Here is a 20,137-nt window from a genome sequence, read left to right on the forward strand (position 1 = left end):
TGACCACAGTGATCAGGACTCGGCGCCGTAAACGTCGAACTTGAAATACTTGTCGTTGATTTCCTTGTATTTTCCGTTCTTGCGAATGGCAGCGATCGCGTCGTTGAACTGCTTGACGAGATCGGTCTCGCCCTTGCGCACGGCGATGCCGGCGCCCGGCCCAAAAATCTCGACCGGCTGCGGCGAAGGCTGGCCTAGAATCTTGCAGCAGGCGCCGTCGGGCGAATCCAGGAACTGCTGCAACACGACGATATCGTCCTGGATCGCGTCGAGACGCCCATTGGCGAGATCGGCCTGCTCCTCGGGGCTGCTCGGATAGCCCTTGACCGTGCTGTCCGTATAGGTCTTCGAGGCGTAGTTGAAATGCGTCGTGGTGGTGGCGACGCCGATCGTCTTGCCGGCGAGGTCTTCCTTGGTAACGCCCTTAAGCGTCGAGTCCTTCGGCACAGCCAGCGCCGAGGGGGTGTTGTAGTATTTGTTGGTGAAGTCGACCTTTTCCTGACGCTCCGGCGTGATCGACATCGAGGCGACGATGGCATCGAACTTGCCGGCCTGCAGTGCCGGGATGATGCCGTCCCAATCCTGGGCGACGAAGGTGCACTTGACCTTCATCTCGTCGCAGAGCGCCTTGGCGATGTCGATGTCGAAGCCGACGAGCTGGCCGTCGGAGGTCAGATTGTTGAATGGGGGGTAGGCGCCTTCGGTGCCGATCCTCAGGGTCTTTTCCTGAGCCTGGGCGACGCCGAGCGTCAGCAGCGCAGCCGATGCGGCGAGCGCGATACGCAGTGCAATACGCATGATAGTCCTCTCTTTATGGCTCCCGGCCGTCGTTCCGAAACGGCTCTGTGGGGCGGTGCTTTTGACCGCCCGCTGGCGCGATACTCCCACTGTTTTCGGGACAAAAGCAACAGTAAAACCGTTGCTTGCGGGATTTGCAGGTCCAGCCAATGCTGACGCCGGGTCAGACAATGGAACCGCTCAGGAGACCGGCTGAATCGGGCTCGGGCAGGGGCGTCAGGTTTTGAGGCCGGTGGCGCGCTCGATGAAGTCGGCTATCAATCCCGTGTCGTTGAGATCGAACACCGGCAGGCTTTCGCCGGCGACCGCGAAGTCGGCGGCGATCGCTACGATATGGCCGTCGTTTGCCGAGAGCGGCGACCGGTCCTTGGCCTCGAGCCGTCTTGTTTCGATCTTTTGGTGCGCCTCGCGCTTGTAGCCTTCGACCAGCACGATGTCGCACGGTGCAAGCCGCGACAGGATCGTCTCCAGCCTCGGCTCGTCTTCGCCGCGCAGTTCGTGCATCAGCGCCCAGCGTGTGCCAGACACCACCGCGACTTCGGTGGCGCCCGCCTGGCGGTGGCGAAAGGAGTCCGCGCCCGGCTTGTCGATGTCGAACTCATGATGGGCGTGTTTGACCGTCGACACCGTCCAACCGCGCCGGACGAGCTCGGTGACCAGTTTCTCGGTCAATGTGGTCTTGCCGGAATTCTTCCAGCCGGTGATGCCGAATATGTTCATGGCGCGATGCTCTGCAACAGACGCTCGGCCACCGCAAGATCGTCCGGTGCATTGATGTTGAAGAACGGGTCGAACTGACCGCCGTCAACCGCCAGCAGCGGAAACTCCACCTCGATAAAGTCGTGGCGCTCGATGAAGGCGGAGACTCGCCTGTTGTCCTCGTCGACCAGGAAACGGCGCAAGGCCTGACGCAGCCCGAGCGGCCACAGCGCGAAGGTCGGATGCCGCCTGCCGCTGGAACTGGCAACCGCGATCGAGCCCGCCCGACTGGCTGCGGCGGCGGCCAGCCTCGTGACCAGATCGACTGGCAGGAACGGCGTGTCGCCGGCGGCCGTCACCAATGCCTCGGAGGCATTGTTTGCTGCCGCCCATTCGAGGCCGGTAAGGATCCCGGCCAGCGGTCCGGCATGGCCTTCGACCGTATCGGCGAGAACCGAAAGCCCGGACGCCGCAAAGCGTGCCGGATCGCCATTGGCGCTCAGCACCAGCGATCCGACCTGCGGCGCCAGGCGGGCAACGACATGGTCGAGCAGCGGACGCCCGCCAAGGGCGAGCAAGGTCTTGTCGCCGCCGCCCATGCGCCGTGACAGGCCTCCGGCCAGGATGATCCCTGCAATGTCTCGGCTCATGGCCCTATATGCCGTCCGGCGCCATGTCGGGTCCAGCGCTTTCGGCGGCGGGCTTTTGCCGGCCGACTGCCCGCTCGCGATAGAGCGCGTAAAGACCGGAGCCGATGATGATGGCGGAGCCGACGATCATCGGCACGTCGGGGATATCACCGAAGATTCCGAGGCCCAGCAGGATCGACCACAACAGCGCGGTGTAGCGGAACGGCGCGACGAAGGAGATGTCGCCGGCGCGCATCGCCATAATGATGAACTGGTAGCCGATCAGCACCAGCACCGCCGCCAGAGCCAGCAGCGCGGTGCCTTTGCCCGACATCGGTGTCCAGCCGCCCATCGGCGACAGCAGGAGTGCGCCGACGATGGTCATGGCGATCGCGGTCGCCGTCGACACCAGCAATGTGGGGATAGCCTGCGGGATGCGCTTGGTGGCGAGATCGCGCACAGCACAACAGGCGACGCTGACGAGTGCGTATAGCGAATAGACGCTGAACCCTTCGAAGCCTGGCCGCACGATGATCATCACGCCGACGAAGCCCACGGCGATCGCCAGCCATCGCCGCCAGCCGACTCCTTCACCGAACACAAGGGCTGCCCCCATCGTCACCGCCAGCGGCAGCGCCTGCAGCACTGCCGAGACATTGGCGATCGGCAAATGCGCCAGCGCAACGAGGAAGGCGACGGTGGCGCCGGCCTCGCCGACGACGCGCAGCGCCACCAGCGGCTGCAGCATCGAGCCCGGTCGTTTGAGCGCGCCTTGCTGCCAGGCGAGCAGGCCGACGAGCACCGATGCAAAGGCGCCGCGCACCAGCATGACCTGCGCCATGTTCATCGATTCCGACGAGAACTTGGTGATGGCGTCGTTAAGGGTGAAGCCGATCATGGCCACCATCATGAACAGCGCACCGCGAAGATTTGGGGAAAGAGGCAAGGGCGTTACCGGTTTTGCACGGGATCAAGCCTGTAGCAGCCGGCGGCAAGACAGCAACGTCAAAGAAATAGGCCACGGACTTTCATCCGTGGCCTGCAAAATCCTCGAGAGAGGGCCTTTCAGGTGACCCGCAGCCTCATTTCGGCGTCAGCACCTCGGTGCCGCTGCCGTTCTTGCCGGCGATGGTCCACAGGCCGTGCAGCGAGCCGTCATCCTCTACCTTGTAGACGACGAGGCCGATTTCCTTGCCCATGACATAGCCGGCGGAGAAGGCATTGTCGTTGCGCATGCAGATGCCGTCCGAAGACGACCCGCCCGTCTCCCAGTGGATGGTGCAGGTGGTCTCGCTGGTCAGCGTGATGGTGGCCTCGCCGCCATATTTCGAGCCGTCGAAGTTGGTTCCGGCGACGGTGTAGGTGCCACCGATCGACTGCGCTGCGGCCGGTGCGGCTGCAAACCCAAGCATTGCAAGTGGAATCAGGACTGTGCGCATGTCGTATTCCCCCAAAGACGAGCGAAGAGCCGCTATAGGCCGAAATTTAGGGCGGAACGCGATGGCGGTAAATCGGGTTTGCAGATTGGAGAAAGGTTTATTCCCAGTGTGACCCGGATGCCTCGTGCAGGCTGCGGGCGATGGCGCCGATCAGTGGATCATATTTCGCCTTGAGCGACGCTGGATATTCGATCCGGACGGTATGGATGACATCCTTTCTTCCGAATACGCTTCTCGCATAGAAGATCTTGTCGCCCTTGGTGCCGGAGACAACCACCCAGTTCTTGCCGGTCCTGCTGTAGGTGACCGTGTAGCCTGGCTCGGTGCTGGCTTTTTCCTCGTCCACAATACTATCGGGCGTATTGTCCAAGGCATTGTAGCTGCCGTAACAGGCAAGGCTGGCGCCGTCGGCGCTAAGCCATTGTTGCCCGTCGCCATTATCTGGCTCGGGCATGCGTTTGCTGAAAATGTTTTCCGGGACGGCGCACACAGTACCGAAGCGCGCATTGATGTAGGTGAAAGGCTTCGCGATCGCTGTTGTTGTGATGATCGTCGCCAACGACAGAACCGCAGCCAGCGACGACAAACCGGTACGACAAACACGCAGCATGGGACCTCCTTGGCCTGCGACCAAAGACACTCCTTGCACCGAATCGTGGAAGAAATCAGCCGCCGGTGACGCTCATATGCCTGGACACCGAGGGGCGGCTGGTGCGGCGGTCGATGATGAAATCATGGCCCTTCGGCTTGCGGCCGATCGCTTCGTCGATGGCGGCAGCGACCAGTTCGTTGCCTTCTGACGCGCGCAACGGCGCGCGCAGGTCGGCGGCATCCTCCTGGCCCAGGCACATATAGAGCGTGCCGGTGCAGGTCAGCCGCACGCGGTTGCAGCTTTCGCAGAAATTATGCGTCATCGGCGTGATGAAGCCGAGCCGGCCGCCGGTCTCGGCGACATGGACATAGCGGGCCGGGCCACCGGTCTTGTAGGGAATGTCGCTCAGCGTGAACTGGCGTTCCAGCGAGGCGCGCAGCAGGGACAGCGGCAGATACTGATCGGTGCGGTCGGCATCGATCTCGCCCATCGGCATGGTTTCGATGACGGTGAGGTCCATGCCGCGGCCATGCGCCCAGCGCATCATCTCCGGCAGTTCGGCGTCGTTGAAATCCTTCAGCGCAACGGCGTTGAGCTTGATCTTCAGCCCGGCCGCCTGCGCGGCGTCGATGCCCGCCATGACCTTGCCGAGATGGCCCCAGCGGGTGATGGCGTGGAACTTGTCGGCATTCAGCGTATCCAGCGAGACATTGATGCGCTTGACGCCGCAATCGGCGAGCTCGGCGGCAAAACGCGACAGCTGCGAGCCGTTGGTGGTCAGCGTCAGCTCTTCCAGAGCGCCGCTTCTCAGGTGCCGCGAGAGCTGGCGTACCAGATGCATGATGTTCTTGCGCACCAGAGGCTCGCCACCGGTGAGGCGCAGTTTGCGCACGCCCTTCTCGATGAAGACGGTGCAGAGCCGGTCGAGTTCCTCGAGCGACAGCAAGTCCTTCTTGGGCAGGAACGCCATGTCCTCGGCCATGCAATAGGTGCAGCGGAAATCGCAGCGGTCGGTGACCGACACGCGCAAGTAGCTGATCGTGCGCCCGAAAGGATCGATCATGTTCATGCGTCAAGCGTTTCCAATGGCTGCGAGTGGCGCCGTTATATACAGCTATGTGATACGAACCAACCCACCATTCAAGATAGCGGCTCTTGATCTTTGGTAACATTCCCTGGCCGACATCCGATGTCGGCCGCGTCCAAATGGCCTTTTCCGGCCGCGCGAAGCAGCGTAGGGAAGGGCGGATTGAGGCAGGATTGAAAACGATGACGGCGCCGAAGGAACTCCGGGTCTCGAAGGACAGAAAGCTGCTGTCGGTCACCTTTCCCGATCATCGCCCGTTTGAACTGCCGGCCGAGTTGCTGCGCGTCGCATCGCCCTCGGCCGAAGTGCAGGGCCACTCGCCAGACCAGCGGGTGACGGTGCCGGGCAAGCGCAACGTCACTATCCTGAAGATCGAGCCGGTCGGCAATTATGCCGTGCGCATCACCTTCGACGATTTCCACGACACCGGCATCTTCACCTGGAACTATCTGCATACGCTCGGCCACGAAAAGGACGAGCGCTGGAATGCCTATCTCGCCGAACTCCAGGAGAAGGGGCTGAGCCGCGACCGCTAGTTCGTCGCTGTCGTCAAAACGTCATTGATTGGGAGTAGCGCCGGCAAAGGTTCGGAGACGGAAAAAAATGTCTGAGATCACATCGGTTGAACAACTCGAAGCGCTCTACGGTCTGCCCGGCGAAGCGTCGACGGTCAAGGAACTCGACCACGTCATCCCCGAATATGCCGCCTTCATGGAAGCCTCGCCCTTTGTCGCGCTGGCGACGAGCGGGCCGGAAGGGCTCGACTGCTCTCCGCGCGGCGATCTCGCCGGCTTCGTGCGCATCCACGACCCGAAGACCCTGATGATGCCGGATCGGCGCGGCAACAACCGCGCCGATTCGCTGAAGAACATCATTAGGGATCCGCGCGTCGGGCTGCTGTTCCTTGTACCAGGCTCGGGCACGACGCTGCGCGTCAACGGCCGTGCGCGCATCACCACCGACGCCGCGCTTTGCGCCTCCTTCACCGTCGAAGGCAAGCCGGCGCGCTCGGTCACCGTGGTCGATGTCGATTCCGTCTATTTCCAGTGCGCCCGCGCAATCGTCCGCTCGGAGCTGTGGAACCCGGCCAAACACGTCGACCCGAAATCGCTGCCGACGCCGGGAAAAATCCTTGAGGTCACCAGCCTCAAGAACATCGACGGCGAGGCCTATGACAAGGAATGGCCGGAACGGGCGAAGAAGACGATGTGGTGAGCGGGTTGCTCTTCTGAAGCGAAAACCGCTCCGGCGCTATTTCCCCAACCGGACGAACATTACCGACCCCAGTTTGTCACGCATCTGCGCAAGGATCATGGTGTCGTTCGAGGCCCAGGTGAACGGCTGCTGGCCGCAGCAGACGGTCGGGAAAAATCCTCCGCCGATAAGCAGCCGGGCCGGCTTGCCGGGGGCATCGGTGAGAAACAGGCCGCCAGGCATATCGGCGTTCTTGCTGTCGTAAGTGATATAGGCGAGCGCCGACCCGGTCGGTGACCATGCCACTCCCACGACGTTCTGGGCGCGATCGACCGGCTGGATCTCGCCACTGGCAAGATCGATTACCTTCGCATCGATGCCCCTGACAGTTCGCCCTAGCAGCAGCAGGAATTTCCCGTCGGCCGAAAAAGCCAGCCCGCTCGGCTGGCCGGTGTCGCTCATCGCGGCGACGCGCTTCGGCGTCGCTTCGCCGAGGTTCAACAGATAGATGCCGGCTTTATCGGCATCGTCCTTGTCCGCCACGCTATAGGCGATCTGCTTGCCGTCCCCTGATGCGGTCATCGCCCAAATCCGGAACCTGCTCTTGGAAGCAAATTCGAACGCAAGGCGAGGATCGCCGCCGCCAACCTCGATCGTCATCAGGCTCGTCGAAACACCTTGCTTGATGCCTCCCTCGGGGATCGCGTAGCGGATAAAGGCGATGGTGTCGCCGTCGATCCAATGGCTGAGAACGTCCAGGTTCGCGGGCCCCTTGCCGTCGAGAAAGCTGCCGTCGAAATTGTCTTCGGTCAGGCTCCTGACGGCAAACGTGGTGGGATCGAAGAGCCGGATGTCCGTATCCCGGAAAGCCTCCAATGCGTTGCGATATGTCGGCATCAGCAACTGTCTGCCGGCCGGCGACCAGAACATGTCTGCCGCTTCGCCCGGGCGGTTATCGGGCGTGGATTGCGTGCAGGCGAGTCTTGCCCAGGGACCGATCTGAGACGGCGCCAGCAAACACAACTCGTCGCCGTTGAGATGAAGCAGCCGGCTACCATCAGGCGACAGCAGCGCCGCCTTTTGACCCGCAACGGTCCACATATCCTTGATGACCTTGGCGTCGAGCACGCGATACCCACCGTAATCCTGTGCCGCCGCAGGGCTGCACAGAGCCACAACGATGCCAAGCACAGCCACGGAAAAATTGCGCAAAGTCGCAGTCATGTCGATCGGCCCTCAGACGAAACGCAAGAGCATGATCTTCCCGGGATCATGCTCCGGCTCTGCTCAGGTATCCTTCAGCACATCGTAGATCTTGCGCATTTGTTCGCCGATCATGTCGCACTGTTCCGGCGTCGACTGGCTCATCGCCTTTTCGATCAGCGCCATATGCACCTTCAGCGCCTTCATCAAAAGCTCCGTGCCGGCCTCGGTAAGCGTCAGCCGCAGCACGCGCTTGTCCTTCTCGTCGCCTTCGCGGCGCAACAGGCCACGCGCCTCCAGTTGCGGCAACAGCATGGTAATGTTGGAGCGGCCGACCAGCAGTTTGCGGGCGAGATCGTGCTGCGACATGCCGGGATGGCGATAGAGGTTCATCAGCACGTCGAGCTGCGCCGGCTTGAGATCCAGCGGCGCCAGCTTCACCGCCAACGCGCGCTCCAGCACATGGCAGGCGCGCGCCACCGCGACCCAGTTGCGGAAGCGCGGGTTGTCCCAGGGCAGGTCTTGTTTAATGTTCATGTTTGAACTATTATGTTCATGCTTGAACGGAATGGATGGATCGCCACTATGGCATCATTTGGACTGAAGGTCATCCGGGGCGTGTTCGGCGCCGCCGAGCATGTGGCGCCACGCCTGAGCGGCCGCGCCGCCTTCGAACTGTTCTGCCGCACGCCGAGCGTGAAGGCGCTCAGCGACGGCGAGCGGCGCGCGGTCGACCGTGCGGCGGGCTTCATGGCCGAGGCGCGCCACCATCGGCTGAAGACCAGGAACGGCTGCGTCATGGTGCATGAATTCCGGCCCGAGCCGGGCGGGGCGTCCGCCGGCACAGTGCTGGTCATCCATGGTTGGCGCTCGCGCACCGAATATATGCGCGCGCTGATCGAAGGCTTTCGCAATGCCGGTTACCGGGTCGCCTCGCTCGACCTGCCGGGCCACGGCCAGTCACTGGGCCGCCATCTCAACATGGTCAACGCGGTCGAAGCGGCAAAGGTGGCTGGTCAATGGTTCGGGCCGTTCAAGGCGATCGTCGGCCATTCCTTCGGCGGCGCTGTTGCCGCCAATGCCATTGCCGGTTCGATCAGAGGGATCCAGCCGGTGGCGGCCGAACAACTGGTGCTGATCGCCGCACCCAGCTCCTTGCCGGCAATCTTCGCCGACTTCAGCCGCATGCTCAATGTCGGCCCGCGTTCGCAGGTCTCCATGGCCGATCAGGTGAAGCGGCTATCCGGCAGGCCGCTCAACGAATTCACCGGCGACCGTCAATTGGCCGAAGCGCCGGTGCCGACGCTCGTCATCCACGCGCCCGACGACCGCGAAGTTCATGCCGACCATGCCAAACGCTACGCAGGGGCGGGCAGCCATGTGCTGCTACACTGGGCCGATGGGCTCGGCCACCGCCGCATTCTCGCCGACAAAGGCGTCGTCGAGCGCGCCGTGACCTTCGTCGCGAGTGAACGCGAGCCGATACTGCATTGATTCCGATGGTGTATTGGTCGACGCCAGTAATGCTGGCGCGCTGGGCTAGCCCTTTTTCTTGCCGCCCGGCTCGACCGGCAATCCGGCCGCCTTCCAGGCGGTGTAGCCGCCGAGTATGTGCTTGACCGGCTCCAGCCCCATATCCTGCGCCGTCTTGGTGGCCAGCGCCGAGCGCCAGCCGCCGGCGCAGAAGAAGACAAAGCTCTTGCCCGAGGCGAAGAACGGCTTGTGGTAGGGGCTTTCGGGATCGATCCAGAATTCCAGCATGCCGCGGGTGACATGCTTGGCGCCGGGAATTTGGCCATCCCGCTCCACCTCGCGAGGGTCGCGCAGATCGACAAAGATGGTGTCCTCGTCGTCGAGCAGCCCGGCTGCTTCCTCCGGCGACACCACCTCGATCTCGGCATTGGCCTCGTCGAGCAACTCGCGATACCCTTTTTTCACGAACAATCCCTCCCGGCCGCGCGGTTTCGCCGCTAACCCGATTTCCAGCACAACATCGGTACTTTGTCACGCCGTTCCGGCCAGCCCCTGCCACGCCGCCATCGCTCCGGCCACGGTCGCCAGAAGTGACGCGCGCGAGGCACGTTCGTTGCCGCGAAGGCGGCAGCCGTTCACATGGGCGAGGGCGGCGGCAGCGCCGCTCCAGGCGTCACGATGTTGTGAAACCGTTCTGCAACAGACCCGTCGAAATTTATGGAAGCTTAACGAAATCGGTATGAATCAGTATAGTAGCGCCTTACATCCGCCATGCGGTTGGCAAGATCGTCTAGCGGCGCGGAACGGGAGCCGGCTTGCAGCCGGAGCGGGAGATCCATGAAATTTCTGGGAAATAAAGCCACTGTGATGCCGCTTGCGGTTGCGGCAACGCTTGCCTTCGGTGTACCGCAGGCAAGCGCGCAGGGGCTGTTCGACATGCTGTTTGGCGGCGGCGTCAGGCACAACCCGCAAGGCGAATTCCCGCCGCCGCCCAAGCGCAAGCCGAAGCCGGCCGTATCAGGTGGCAGCAGGATCAGCAGCCCGTCCTACTACACCTACAAGGCCGACCGTCTGGTTCGCGTCGACTTCACGACATTGGTGGCCGCGCCGCCTCAGGTCGCAACTGCCCAGGACGCTGCCTTTGTACCATCGGCGACAAGCACCGCCTTCCGCGAAGCCGTTGCAGGCCTCAGCGACTACGAACTCTATGCCGAGCCCGATATCGCCAAGGCGCTGATTGCCTATTACTCGGCCAATCCGGACTTCATCTGGGTGAACGAAGGCAACCCCAATGCGCGCGCCCAGGATGCGGTGCGTGTGCTTGGCGAAGCGGCAAGCTACGGTCTCACGCCGGCCGACTACTCGGTCGAGGTGCCGGCAGCCAATGCATCGGCGGTCGATGCCGACACGCATCTGAAGGAGCTCGTGCGCTTCGAGATGGCGTTGTCGGCGCGCGTGCTGCGCTATGCCCATGACTCCCAGAGCGGCCGCGTCGATCCCAACCGCATCACCGGCTACTATGAATTTCCGCCCAAGCCGGTCGACATGGAAGGCGTGCTGAAGACGCTCGCCCACACCCAGCAAGTGCGCACCTATCTCGAATCGCGGCATCCGCAGAATGCGGAATATCAGGCGCTGCGCGTCGAACTGGAATCGCTGCAGGCCAGCGCCGAAAATGAAATCGTCGTCGATCCCAAGCTGTTGCTGAAGCCCGGCGAGACCAGTGCTGAACTCCCGAAGCTGCTGACGCTGATCGCGCGCAATCTCGATGACGAGATGGGCGGCGCCTTTGGCGAGATCCTGTCCAGGCTCGGCACCAGCGACGTCTATGTTCCCGAACTGGTGCCGGTCATCAAGGCCGTGCAGGTGAAGGCCGGAATGAAGGGCGATGGCGTCATCGGCCCGCGCACCGTCGCTTCGCTCGCCGGCGTCTCCAAGGCCGACCGGCTGCAGAAAGTGCAGGTAGCACTTGAAGAGCTTCGCTGGATGCCGTCCGATCTCGGCAGCCCGCGCGTCTTCATCAACCAGCCCGCCTTCACCGCCATTTACATCGACAATGGCGAGGAGAAGCTGAAGACCCGCGTCGTCATCGGCAGGACCACCAATCAGACCGCCTTCTTCTTCAAGGAGATCAAGCAAGTCGATTTCCATCCCTATTGGGGTGTGCCGCAGTCGATCATCGTCAACGAGATGCTGCCCAGGCTGCGTGGCGATCCGGGCTATCTCGATCGCGCCGGCTACGAGGTGACCGATTCGCGCGGCAGGCAGGTTCCCTCGTCGTCTGTCGATTGGGGCGCCTACGGTGCCAACATTCCCTACAGTGTGCGCCAGCAGCCGAGCGAAGCCAATGCGCTGGGTGAATTGAAGATCCTGTTCCCCAACAAGCACGCCATCTACATGCACGACACGCCGCAGAAGTCGTTTTTCGAGCGTGACATGCGCGCACTGAGCCATGGCTGTATTCGCCTGCAGGATCCGCGCGGCATGGCGGCGGCGGTGCTTGGCGTCTCGGTCGACGACATCGCCGAAAAGCTGAAGCACGGCCATGCGACCGAAGACGTGACGCGCACGATTCCCGTCTACGTCGCATACTTCACCGCCTGGCCGGACCTGTCCGGCAACGTCGAATATTTCAACGACGTCTACGATCGCGACACGCGGCTGATGCAGGCGCTGGTCGCGACCGAAGCGGTGCGCTCGCCATCGAGCTGACCCCACCAGGGTTCCTCGTTCATCAAAACGAGGGACCTGTCCCATCCCTTTGGTTTCTTTAGACTATCAGACGGCCGCGCGTTTCGTGCGATCAGCGCTGGAAGAGCGGGCGCCGGAAGCCGGCGTCGCGGCCGGCGATCAGCCAATAGACCAGGCCCGCGACCAGGCCGGCGGCTGCGATGATGCCGATATCGGCCCAGCGTTCTACATCCTCTTCCGCGCCGGGCCAGATCAGGAAGAAGCCCGCCGCGGCGGCGGCTGCGCCAAACAGCATGTGGATCAGGAAATTGCGCAGCGCGAAGAACTCTGTCAGCAGCGCGAAGATCAGCGTCTGCACACAGGTCAGTATGATCGCAAAGAAATAGACGACAATGCCGACCGGCGGCCACAGCAGCACCACCAGCGGCGTTGCTGACATGGTGCCGAAATAGTCCGGCGCGTTGGGCAGCGCGGCGAGCGCGCTGTAGATCACCACCACGGCGATCAACCCGATCAGCACCGAAACGAAAAAGCCGGCAAGCATCATCAGGATGCGCTTCAAAACGTGCTTTACCATCGCCAATGCACCCCCGTGCCCCGCAACTGTTGCGCGCACTGAGCCATCAAAGGCGTATCGGCGCAAGGGCGCATCCAGCAGTGCTTTTGCGGCAAAACTTCAGGCGCCGCCGCACATATGCTGCGAATCGGGCAGCACCCATGTGCCCTTTATCGTGAGGTCGACGCCATAGTAGACGCGGCCGCGTTCATCGCCCTCCGGGCAGTCCCGCGGGATTGATATCAGGCACATCACGACGGGGTCGCCGACTTTCGAGCTGGCCAGGCCCGGCTCGCGCTCATAGGAGACCCCAGCACCATGATTGCTGAATCGCGCCAGACTGCCGGCTTCAGGACTTGCGGTTTCCAGCGGGTCGTCGCCGAGCCGCGTCGTCAGCGCCGTGATGTGGGTAAAGGCACATTTTCCGATCGACGAGGGCAGGGGCTGGTCGGGGCTGCCCGGATGGCGCACGGCGGTGTCGAGCGCCTTCTTGCCGATCAGGGCGACATTGTAGTCCTGCACCCAGGATGGCGCATTGCCATAGGTCTGCAGGGCGTTGTTCTGGGCACTGACGATGCAGGCGGCGTCCTGCCCGCAGGCATTCCTGTCGGCGATCAGCGCCCGGGCGATCTTGCGCTTGTCGCCGCCAAAGGCGGGCTCGAAGCCTACGAAGGCCTTGGCCACCAACGCATCGATGGCCGACAGTTGCGGGTCGGCACAGATCGCCTTTTCCACCGGCAGGTTGGCTTTGCGGCAGTCGAAGGAAGGCCCCTCGGCACGTGCTGGATCAAGGCAGATCGCTCCGCCGGCCAGCGCCATGACGAGCACGAGCCAGTTGGCAATTCTATGGGAAGAAAGCATAGCCGCCCCGTTGTCCGACAACTGCCGCCATTGTAGGCAAAAAGCGCAGCGGACGGAATTGCCGAAGCGGTGCGAGCAGCGCTATTTCGGTTCGGCGGTCACCGGATCGAAGGTGATCTCGACTTTCGCCTTGTCGGCAGTGTAGTAGGTGACGGTGTAGCCGTCCTTGTCCCAGTCGACCTCCTTCACATAGCGAAAGCCATCACGCTGTTCGACCTTGGCGATGATTGCCGACAGTTTCTGGGCGTTCGTCGGCGGCAGCGGCCTGTCATCCTCGGCAAAGGCTGTTGAGCCGGCTAGAAGAACAGCAGCGCCGGTCGCCAAAACAAGATTTCGCATGATTGCCCTCATTTCATGTTGGCATGGATCGCACGGAAAACTCGCTCGCAGGCCAGTTTGTTCCGCCAAGGCTGGCGTCGGGAAGGTACGCCAGGCTTTAGTTGGAACGACCATGCTCGTGATATTTGTGCTAACTGCTGGCTAACCATGTGCGTTGCCACGACCTGCGCCTGGCAGATTGATGGTGGTAGAGCTTTCGCCAAGACCCTGCTAAAGTTCTGGTCCTGGCGGGGTGGCATGGCGCGCCAAACCCGCCGGGATTTCTTCTCTCAGTGCGCGGCGGAATGTTTCAGGAACGGGTCGTCGCCTGTGCTGGATCAGAACCAGAAGGGACCGGGGCTCCAACATGGCTGTACGGAACTACACCCGTCAGCTGGCGACAATCATTTCTATCGATGCCGTCGGGTTTTCACGGCTGATGGGCATCGACGATGAGTCTGCTGTCGCGGCATTTGAGGAGCGGCGAGACATCATCGCCGACAGCTGTGGCACGTTTGGCGGCCGCACGTTCGGCGACGCCGGCGACAGCATCATGGCCGAATTCGGCAATCCGATCGAGGCCCTGCGCGCGGCCTTCGATTTTCAGGGCCGCATCGTCGCCCTTAACGCATCCGCTGCCGACGATATGCGTATGCCGTTTCGCGCTGGCATTAACACCGGCGACGTCATCGTGCGTGGCGGCCGCCTTTACGGCGACGACGTCAACATCGCCGCCCGCATCCAGGAGTTCGCGCCGGGCGACGGTCTCGCCGTTTCGGAGACGACGTGGCACCATGTGAAGGACAAGACGGCAGCCGAATTCACCGATCTTGGCGAATTCATGCTGAAGAACATTGCGCTGCCGGTGCGCGTGCTTATCGCCGGCCGCGGCGGCAACGGATCCTCGCCTGCGGCATCGTTCGCAGCCATTCCTCAGGTGAACGTCCAGCAGAAGCTTTCGTCCAAGGGGCCGCCGGCTATCGCCGTGCTACCCTTCCATGGCGATGGCGGCGAGCACGACATCGGCTATATGGCCGACGGCATCGCCGAGGACATCATCTACGGTCTTTCCAACACCAAGTGGCTCTCGGTCATCGCCAAGGGTTCCAGCTTCCAGTTTCGCGACGATACGTTGGGCACGCGGGTGATCGGCAACGCGCTTGGCGCGCGCTACATCGTCAGCGGCACGCTGATGCGCAATGGCAGCCAGATCCGTCTCAACACCTCACTGGCGGACGCGTCCAACGGGCGGCTGGTCTGGTCACAGCGCTTCGATCGCGAGCTGGTCGACATCTTCAACCTGCGTGATCAGATCGGCGCCGAGATCGTTTCGATCCTCGACAAGGAGGTCGATCGGGCGGAGCAGGCGCGCACCTTCCAGGTGCCCTGGGAAAGCCTGGAGACCTGGCAGTTGGTGCGGCGCGGTCGCTGGCACATGAACCGCCGCACCCGCGGCGACACCGAAACCGCGCTGGAATTCTTCCAGAAGGCCTACCGCGAGGATCCCAATTCAAGCGCTGTGCTGAATGAAATGGCGTGGTGGTATTTCTGGCGGGCATGGCTGCGTTTCGGCGATAGCGACGATTTGAACAAGGTCGAGCAGTTTGCCCGCAAGGCCTTGCTGATGGACAGCCTGGATGCGCGCCCGCACGCCCATCTCGGCGCCGTCGACATCATGCGGGGCGAGCCGCGATCGGCGGTCGACCATCTCGAGGAAGCGATTCACATCAATCCGAGCTTTGCCTTCGCGCGTTCGGCCATGGGCAGCGCCCAGCTGCTGCTCGGCAATGCCGCGTCAGCGATACCGTTCTTTCTCGACACCGAGCGATTGAGCCCGTTCGATCTCTACCGCTTCCACAATCTGGGGGAACTGACGGCCGCTTACAGTTTCGTCGAGGACTGGCCGGCGGCGATCGCCGCCGCCGACCGCTCGCTCAACCTGTCTCCCGGATATTTCTATGCCAGGTTCCTGAAAATCGGCGCACTGATGCGCAGCGGCCGGCCGGAACAGGCGCGGCGCGAGATGGCCATTTTCGCCACCCGACATCCCGATTTTTCAGAACAGCGCGTGCGCTGGATACCCTTCACCGACAAGGCCGCGAACGAGTTCCTCGTCGCCAATTTCCAACTGGCCAAATGAGCATGAGGCTCAATGCTGGCCGAACACGGATTAACTGTGAAAAAATTCACATACGTACAACCGATGCAAACCTAGGCGTTGAACGGCCGGCATCGCAATGACGTGGACAGCCGGGGGGCTTGAACGCGCATGACCAAACTGAAGTATTTCGACGGCATTCGAGAGGCCCAGAAAAACCAGCGACCGCTGTCGGAAATGCCGCCTTTCGATCTCGGCCGGATCCGCAAAACGGGCCTGTTGGCGCGCATCGCCGAATTTATCGTCGAAGATCATCCGCGCGTGTGGTTGGCGTTCTTGCGGCGCTTCCGCCCGACCGGAAAACTCTTCGGCGTTCTCCTGGTCACCAAGAACGCCGATGTCCGCGACATACTGGAGCGCGGCGACGAATTCCAAACCCCGTACGGCCCGGAAATGACCGAGTTCGCGCGAGGCTCTAATTTCATCCTCGGCATGCAGGACGGCGCCGACTATCGGCGAATGAAATCGTCGGTGCTGAGCGCCTTTCCACCGGCCGAAGTCGAAGCCGCCGTCAGGCCGATCGCGGCGCGTCATTCGCAAGAGATCATGATGCGCGCCAGCCCCGGCTTCGATGCGATCTCCAGGTTGATGAAAATCGTCCCGGTGCACATCTGCCGCGATTATTTCGGTGTTGAGATCGACGATGAATCCGAATTCGCCGACTGGGCGATCGCGCTGAGTGCGCTGTTCTTTTCGGACCCGGGGGCGAGCCCCGTGATGCGCGAGCTCGCGGTGGTGGCAGGCGATAGGCTTCTCAAAGTCATCGACCGCTCCATCCAGTCGGTCCGGGACCGGGGCTTGAAGACCGAGCAGCCGCTGGCGAGGCTGGTTGCCCAGATGGACCAGGGCCGCTTGTCACGGGACGACCTCAACTCGATCATGCTCGGCATGATCGCCGGCTTTGTCCCGACCAATGTGCTGGCCGCCGGCAATTGCCTCGACGTGGTCCTGTCGCGCCCCGACGCTCGACAAGCGATTGACGCGGCACTTGCCGAAAACGACACCGCCAGGCTCGACAAGGCCGTCCTTGAAGCCATGCGCTTCAAGCCGATCTGGATCGGTCCGTGGCGCTACACCGCCCGCGATGCGATCATCGGCAAGGGCACGCGCCGCGAGCGCCTGGTGAAGGCAGGCACCGTGGTGATGCCGGCCACTTTGTCGGCGATGTTCGATGCGGACGCCGTGCAGAACCCGGACCAGTTCGATACATCGCGGCCGCATCGCGACTACATGGTCTTCGGCCACGGCATCCATCAATGCATCGGCGCCGAGATCGCCAGGATCCAGATCGGCGAAAGCCTGCGCGCTCTGTTCCAGAAGCAAGGCCTGCGCCGTCTGCCCGGCAAGGCCGGGCGGATGACGCGCATCGGCGCCTATCCGGAAACCCTCAAGGTCGATTTCGAACCGGCAGCACTCTGCCGCACCGTCACGCAGTCGATGGTGACGGTCGTCTGTCCGGTCACCCGATCCGGATCGCTGGAGGCTGTTCGCGACAAGGTCGCCAGTCTTGGCAATCCGGCCGGCGAAGAGGTCCGCACCGCGCTCGATATTGTCGGCACCATCCATTTCACCAGCCTGGCCGTTGTCGGCACTGGCGAGATCGATGCTGAGTCCGGTCAGGAAAAAGGAGCTCTGGTGCTCGAGATTTCCGGCGACGGCAGCATCGATGACGTCATCAATGCCGTGACGCACGCCATCGGGCACCGGCTGCGGCCGATCTTCAAGGACGTCTGCGACCTGCGCGACGGTGGCGCCTTGAACGACTTCCTGCGCAAGCATAATGTCGACATATCGCCGTCTTTTGGCAGCAACGCCGGGCTGGTGTTTTCGGGCACGCCCGGTCACTCGGTCCAGCGCATCAGGGCCGAGGCAGAGCTTTTCGAAGCTGTGCGCGGCATCGTGGAGCGGCCACGCAAAGGCGCCGGCAACGCACCCGCCGTGCTCGCTGAAGCTCGCCAGCATCTTCAGTCATTGGGGACCTTTGCCTGGGCGTTCGAGCCGGCCGAAAGCCTGCTGGAAAAGCCGCCGGGCCATTGGGGCCGTGCTCTGATGACAACCTTGCTGGTACCGCCGGTCTTCGTCACAGTGGCGATCATCTGGGTTGCTTGCTGGTACATGACCTACAGTGTGGTGTTCGGCAGATCTATCGACATCAGTTCCCAGGAAATCTCATTCACCGCCATAGCCGTAGCAATCACTTCACTTCTGTTGTCGGGACTTGGAGTGTTGGTGGCAGCGGCGCTGCTGGTGTTTTCGTGCTTGCTGGCGCTGCGGCGCCGCGAGGACCGGGACAAGCCGGAAAGCACATCGATCGGCATATCTGAATTGAACGCGATACTCGTCAAGGAAGACCACGCGGCGCAGAACCATCTGACCGCGATTTCGACGATGAAGGCTGGCATCTTGCGGCGGCTGGCGCTCAGGTTTTCCTTCTACCTGATCTCGATAGCTGCCCAGAAGGTGTTCAAGCCAGGCTTCCTCAACACCATCAACACCATCCATTTCGCCCGCTGGATACTGCTGCCCGGCTCCAACCGCCTGATGTTCTTCTCCAACTACGGTGGCAGCTGGGAAAGCTATCTTGAGGACTTCATCGCCAAGGCATCTGCTGGCCTGACCGGCGTGTGGAGCAACACCGTGGGCTATCCACGTACACGATGGCTGTTCCTTGACGGCGCGCGCGACGGCGATCGCTTCAAGCGCTGGGCGCGGCGCCAGCAGGTGCCGACACTGTTCTGGTACTCCGCCTATCCCCAAATCAACACAACGCGCATCCGGATCAATTCCCGGGTCAGGCGCGGCATTGCTTCCGCCGTCGGCAACGAGGCGCGCGACTGGCTGAGCTTGTTCGGTTCGCTACGGCGCCCGGCGAGCGAAACAACCACCGTTCAAAAGACCACCTCGCTGCTTGCCAATATCAGCTCTGCCTTTCCGGCACCTCTCGAGCAGCAGCTGGAAACCGGCGAGATCCAGTCCATCTTCTTCGGCCCGCTCGGCCCGCTCGGTTATTCGCATATGCTTGCGATCCGCGTGCCGGACAAATTGCCGGCGCCCAAGCGCAAGGCCTGGCTCGATTTCGTTGTCGAACAGACGAGTTTCGGCGAAGGCAGGCCGGCCGGGCGAGCCATGATAGTAGCCTTTGGTCCCGGTGGCCTGCGGCAGCTTGGGCTCGACGAGAGCCTGGGGGACGATCCACTGGAAACATTTCCGATCGCCTTTCGCCACGGCATGGGCAATCCGGAGCGTGGGCGCATACTGGACGACCGAGCCCGCGACGGCCCGGACGAATGGGAGTGGGGGTCGTTGGAGAACCCTGTGGACGCGGTCATCGTCTGCTATGCTGAAGAACCGGAAAGGTTGAAGACCGAGATTGCCACCGTGAAACGAAAGACGACCGGTGCAGGCATGAAGGTCGTCGCCGAACTGCCGCTCGCCGTAAATCGGGGTCCGACCGACACGAATACAAAATCGTCCGACGCGGCAAAGCGTGACGATAGGCCGGAACGTGGGCCAGCCTACGAGCATTTCGGTTTCGCGGACGGGATTTCACAGCCGATTGTCCGCGGCACGACCCGCGCCAGCAGGGGCGCCGCGCCCATGCATCTGGTCGCGCCCGGCGAGTTCCTGTTCGGTTATCGTGACGAGCATGGGTTCTATCCAGCCTCGCCCTCGGTAAGCGCATCACGCGATCGGACCGGAATCCTTTCGCAGGTGCGCCGTAGCCGGCTGATTCCGGGCCTGCCGACACCGCCGCGCGATTTCGGCCGCAACGGCTCATTCCTCGTTATTCGCCAGTTCGAGCAGCATGTCGACGTCTTCAACGACTACTGCAAAAAGGCTGCAGCCTTGGTCGCGACCCAACTCGGCAACCAAGCCATCACGCAAGATTGGATTGCCGCCAAGATGCTCGGCCGCTGGCAGAACGGTAGCTCGCTGGTGCGCAATCCCGATCATCCGGGACGCGTCATCGACAACAACTTCGCCACTGGCGCCGAGGATCCGCAAGGCCATCGCTGCCCGCTTGGTGCCCACATACGCCGGTCCAACCCGCGCGATTCGCTGGGCGAGGACCGCGATACGCAGATCAATATCGGCAAGCGCCATCGTATCCTGCGGGTCGGCCGCACCTATGAGAAGCAGGATGGCAAGAATGGGAAGGTCGAAAAGGGACTGCTCTTCATGTGCCTTAACGCCGACATCGAGCGCCAGTATGAATTCATCCAGCAGACCTGGGTTTCGTCGGCCACTTTCCAAGGCCTCGTCGCTGAAAAGGACCCGACGATCGGTTCGCGCGACCGCGATGGCCGGTTCACCATTCCGTCATGGGAAAAGGTCACGACGCTCCATGACATGCCGCAATTCGTCACCACCAAGGGGGGCGGGTATTTTTTCATGCCCAGCCGCTCGGCGTTGCGCTACCTGATTTCGCGGCTCTGATT

The 20,137-nt window shown here is 62.4% G+C and carries 19 protein-coding genes; 6 read left to right on the forward strand and 13 right to left on the reverse strand.

What is annotated here, in order from left to right:
- Positions 1 to 12 precede the first annotated feature (12 nt).
- The 7 genes from ACWGTO_RS12095 to moaA all read right to left on the reverse strand — a co-directional run bounded on the left by ACWGTO_RS12095 (position 13) and on the right by moaA (position 5,226).
- Positions 13 to 798 carry an ABC transporter substrate-binding protein gene (locus ACWGTO_RS12095; protein WP_454575084.1) on the reverse strand — a complete coding sequence of 262 codons (786 nt, stop codon included), beginning with the start codon at positions 796 to 798 and terminating at the stop codon, positions 13 to 15.
- A gap of 216 nt (positions 799 to 1,014) precedes the next feature.
- Entirely contained in the window at positions 1,015 to 1,518 is a 504-nt protein-coding gene (mobB, locus tag ACWGTO_RS12100) for a molybdopterin-guanine dinucleotide biosynthesis protein B (protein WP_454575085.1), read from the reverse strand.
- Entirely contained in the window at positions 1,515 to 2,147 is a 633-nt protein-coding gene (gene mobA, locus ACWGTO_RS12105; protein ID WP_454575086.1) for a molybdenum cofactor guanylyltransferase MobA, read from the reverse strand. Before mobA ends, mobB begins: the two co-directional genes overlap by 4 nt.
- 4 nt (positions 2,148 to 2,151) lie before the next feature.
- On the reverse strand, positions 2,152 to 3,072 hold the full coding sequence (locus tag ACWGTO_RS12110; protein WP_454575087.1) for a DMT family transporter: 921 nt from the start codon (positions 3,070 to 3,072) through the stop codon (positions 2,152 to 2,154).
- Positions 3,073 to 3,208: 136 nt separating this feature from the next.
- Positions 3,209 to 3,565, reverse strand: coding sequence for a hypothetical protein (locus tag ACWGTO_RS12115; protein WP_454575088.1), 357 nt, complete (start codon positions 3,563 to 3,565; stop codon positions 3,209 to 3,211).
- A gap of 97 nt (positions 3,566 to 3,662) precedes the next feature.
- Positions 3,663 to 4,175, reverse strand: coding sequence for a hypothetical protein (locus tag ACWGTO_RS12120; protein ID WP_454575089.1), 513 nt, complete (start codon positions 4,173 to 4,175; stop codon positions 3,663 to 3,665).
- 55 nt (positions 4,176 to 4,230) lie between these two features.
- A complete protein-coding gene (gene moaA, locus ACWGTO_RS12125; protein WP_454575090.1) occupies positions 4,231 to 5,226 on the reverse strand; it encodes a GTP 3',8-cyclase MoaA in 996 nt (331 codons plus the stop codon).
- Between the two features lie 200 nt (positions 5,227 to 5,426).
- On the opposite strand from moaA, the gene ACWGTO_RS12130 reads away from it, so the two are divergent.
- Both ACWGTO_RS12130 and ACWGTO_RS12135 read left to right on the forward strand, forming a co-directional pair.
- The gene (locus ACWGTO_RS12130) at positions 5,427 to 5,780 is read left to right on the forward strand and encodes a gamma-butyrobetaine hydroxylase-like domain-containing protein (RefSeq protein WP_454575091.1); all 354 of its coding nucleotides are present in this window, start codon (positions 5,427 to 5,429) and stop codon (positions 5,778 to 5,780) included.
- 67 nt (positions 5,781 to 5,847) lie between these two features.
- Positions 5,848 to 6,459 carry a pyridoxamine 5'-phosphate oxidase family protein gene (locus tag ACWGTO_RS12135; RefSeq protein ID WP_454575092.1) on the forward strand — a complete coding sequence of 204 codons (612 nt, stop codon included), beginning with the start codon at positions 5,848 to 5,850 and terminating at the stop codon, positions 6,457 to 6,459.
- A 36-nt stretch (positions 6,460 to 6,495) separates the two neighbouring features.
- Here ACWGTO_RS12135 and ACWGTO_RS12140 read toward each other — a convergent pair whose 3' ends face one another.
- Positions 6,496 to 7,566, reverse strand: a complete 1,071-nt coding sequence (locus ACWGTO_RS12140; protein WP_454575093.1) for a TolB family protein — start codon at positions 7,564 to 7,566, stop codon at positions 6,496 to 6,498.
- A gap of 159 nt (positions 7,567 to 7,725) precedes the next feature.
- On the reverse strand, positions 7,726 to 8,178 hold the full coding sequence (locus ACWGTO_RS12145) for a MarR family winged helix-turn-helix transcriptional regulator (RefSeq protein ID WP_454575094.1): 453 nt from the start codon (positions 8,176 to 8,178) through the stop codon (positions 7,726 to 7,728).
- 48 nt (positions 8,179 to 8,226) lie between these two features.
- Between ACWGTO_RS12145 and ACWGTO_RS12150 the strand changes: the two genes are divergently transcribed.
- Positions 8,227 to 9,135 (forward strand): alpha/beta hydrolase, encoded by a 909-nt coding sequence (locus ACWGTO_RS12150; protein WP_454575095.1) that lies wholly within the window; start codon positions 8,227 to 8,229, stop codon positions 9,133 to 9,135.
- 45 nt (positions 9,136 to 9,180) lie between these two features.
- Here the strand turns inward: ACWGTO_RS12150 and ACWGTO_RS12155 are convergent, their stop codons facing one another.
- Positions 9,181 to 9,579: a rhodanese-like domain-containing protein gene (locus tag ACWGTO_RS12155; protein ID WP_454575096.1), complete on the reverse strand. Its 399-nt coding sequence runs from the start codon at positions 9,577 to 9,579 to the stop codon at positions 9,181 to 9,183.
- 372 nt (positions 9,580 to 9,951) lie between these two features.
- Here ACWGTO_RS12155 and ACWGTO_RS12160 point away from each other — a divergent pair, with 372 nt between their 5' ends.
- A complete protein-coding gene (locus ACWGTO_RS12160; protein ID WP_454575097.1) occupies positions 9,952 to 11,826 on the forward strand; it encodes a L,D-transpeptidase family protein in 1,875 nt (624 codons plus the stop codon).
- Positions 11,827 to 11,917: 91 nt separating this feature from the next.
- Here ACWGTO_RS12160 and ACWGTO_RS12165 read toward each other — a convergent pair whose 3' ends face one another.
- The 3 genes from ACWGTO_RS12165 to ACWGTO_RS12175 form a co-directional block, all read right to left on the reverse strand.
- On the reverse strand, positions 11,918 to 12,382 hold the full coding sequence (locus ACWGTO_RS12165; RefSeq protein ID WP_454575098.1) for a hypothetical protein: 465 nt from the start codon (positions 12,380 to 12,382) through the stop codon (positions 11,918 to 11,920).
- 99 nt (positions 12,383 to 12,481) lie between these two features.
- Positions 12,482 to 13,222: a lysozyme inhibitor LprI family protein gene (locus ACWGTO_RS12170; protein WP_454575099.1), complete on the reverse strand. Its 741-nt coding sequence runs from the start codon at positions 13,220 to 13,222 to the stop codon at positions 12,482 to 12,484.
- An 81-nt stretch (positions 13,223 to 13,303) separates the two neighbouring features.
- Positions 13,304 to 13,561, reverse strand: coding sequence for a PepSY domain-containing protein (locus ACWGTO_RS12175; RefSeq protein ID WP_454575100.1), 258 nt, complete (start codon positions 13,559 to 13,561; stop codon positions 13,304 to 13,306).
- A gap of 346 nt (positions 13,562 to 13,907) precedes the next feature.
- Here ACWGTO_RS12175 and ACWGTO_RS12180 point away from each other — a divergent pair, with 346 nt between their 5' ends.
- Positions 13,908 to 15,680: an adenylate/guanylate cyclase domain-containing protein gene (locus ACWGTO_RS12180; RefSeq protein ID WP_454575101.1), complete on the forward strand. Its 1,773-nt coding sequence runs from the start codon at positions 13,908 to 13,910 to the stop codon at positions 15,678 to 15,680.
- Between the two features lie 129 nt (positions 15,681 to 15,809).
- Positions 15,810 to 20,135: a cytochrome P450 gene (locus tag ACWGTO_RS12185; RefSeq protein ID WP_454575102.1), complete on the forward strand. Its 4,326-nt coding sequence runs from the start codon at positions 15,810 to 15,812 to the stop codon at positions 20,133 to 20,135.
- Positions 20,136 to 20,137: the final 2 nt, after the last annotated feature.

The organism is Mesorhizobium sp. PL10 (genome assembly GCF_053714315.1).

What these genes read in the sequence shown, in the direction of transcription:
- ACWGTO_RS12095 (WP_454575084.1), bottom strand. Translation starts at nt 798, where the DNA reads ATGCGTATTGCACTGCGTATCGCGCTCGCCGCATCGGCTGCGCTGCTG.
- mobB (WP_454575085.1), bottom strand. Translation starts at nt 1,518, where the DNA reads ATGAACATATTCGGCATCACCGGCTGGAAGAATTCCGGCAAGACCACA.
- mobA (WP_454575086.1), bottom strand. Translation starts at nt 2,147, where the DNA reads ATGAGCCGAGACATTGCAGGGATCATCCTGGCCGGAGGCCTGTCACGG.
- ACWGTO_RS12115 (WP_454575088.1), bottom strand. Translation starts at nt 3,565, where the DNA reads ATGCGCACAGTCCTGATTCCACTTGCAATGCTTGGGTTTGCAGCCGCA.
- ACWGTO_RS12120 (WP_454575089.1), bottom strand. Translation starts at nt 4,175, where the DNA reads ATGCTGCGTGTTTGTCGTACCGGTTTGTCGTCGCTGGCTGCGGTTCTG.
- moaA (WP_454575090.1), bottom strand. Translation starts at nt 5,226, where the DNA reads ATGAACATGATCGATCCTTTCGGGCGCACGATCAGCTACTTGCGCGTG.
- ACWGTO_RS12130 (WP_454575091.1), top strand. Translation starts at nt 5,427, where the DNA reads ATGACGGCGCCGAAGGAACTCCGGGTCTCGAAGGACAGAAAGCTGCTG.
- ACWGTO_RS12135 (WP_454575092.1), top strand. Translation starts at nt 5,848, where the DNA reads ATGTCTGAGATCACATCGGTTGAACAACTCGAAGCGCTCTACGGTCTG.
- ACWGTO_RS12145 (WP_454575094.1), bottom strand. Translation starts at nt 8,178, where the DNA reads ATGAACATTAAACAAGACCTGCCCTGGGACAACCCGCGCTTCCGCAAC.
- ACWGTO_RS12150 (WP_454575095.1), top strand. Translation starts at nt 8,227, where the DNA reads ATGGCATCATTTGGACTGAAGGTCATCCGGGGCGTGTTCGGCGCCGCC.
- ACWGTO_RS12160 (WP_454575097.1), top strand. Translation starts at nt 9,952, where the DNA reads ATGAAATTTCTGGGAAATAAAGCCACTGTGATGCCGCTTGCGGTTGCG.
- ACWGTO_RS12165 (WP_454575098.1), bottom strand. Translation starts at nt 12,382, where the DNA reads ATGGTAAAGCACGTTTTGAAGCGCATCCTGATGATGCTTGCCGGCTTT.
- ACWGTO_RS12170 (WP_454575099.1), bottom strand. Translation starts at nt 13,222, where the DNA reads ATGCTTTCTTCCCATAGAATTGCCAACTGGCTCGTGCTCGTCATGGCG.
- ACWGTO_RS12175 (WP_454575100.1), bottom strand. Translation starts at nt 13,561, where the DNA reads ATGCGAAATCTTGTTTTGGCGACCGGCGCTGCTGTTCTTCTAGCCGGC.
- ACWGTO_RS12180 (WP_454575101.1), top strand. Translation starts at nt 13,908, where the DNA reads ATGGCTGTACGGAACTACACCCGTCAGCTGGCGACAATCATTTCTATC.
- ACWGTO_RS12185 (WP_454575102.1), top strand. Translation starts at nt 15,810, where the DNA reads ATGACCAAACTGAAGTATTTCGACGGCATTCGAGAGGCCCAGAAAAAC.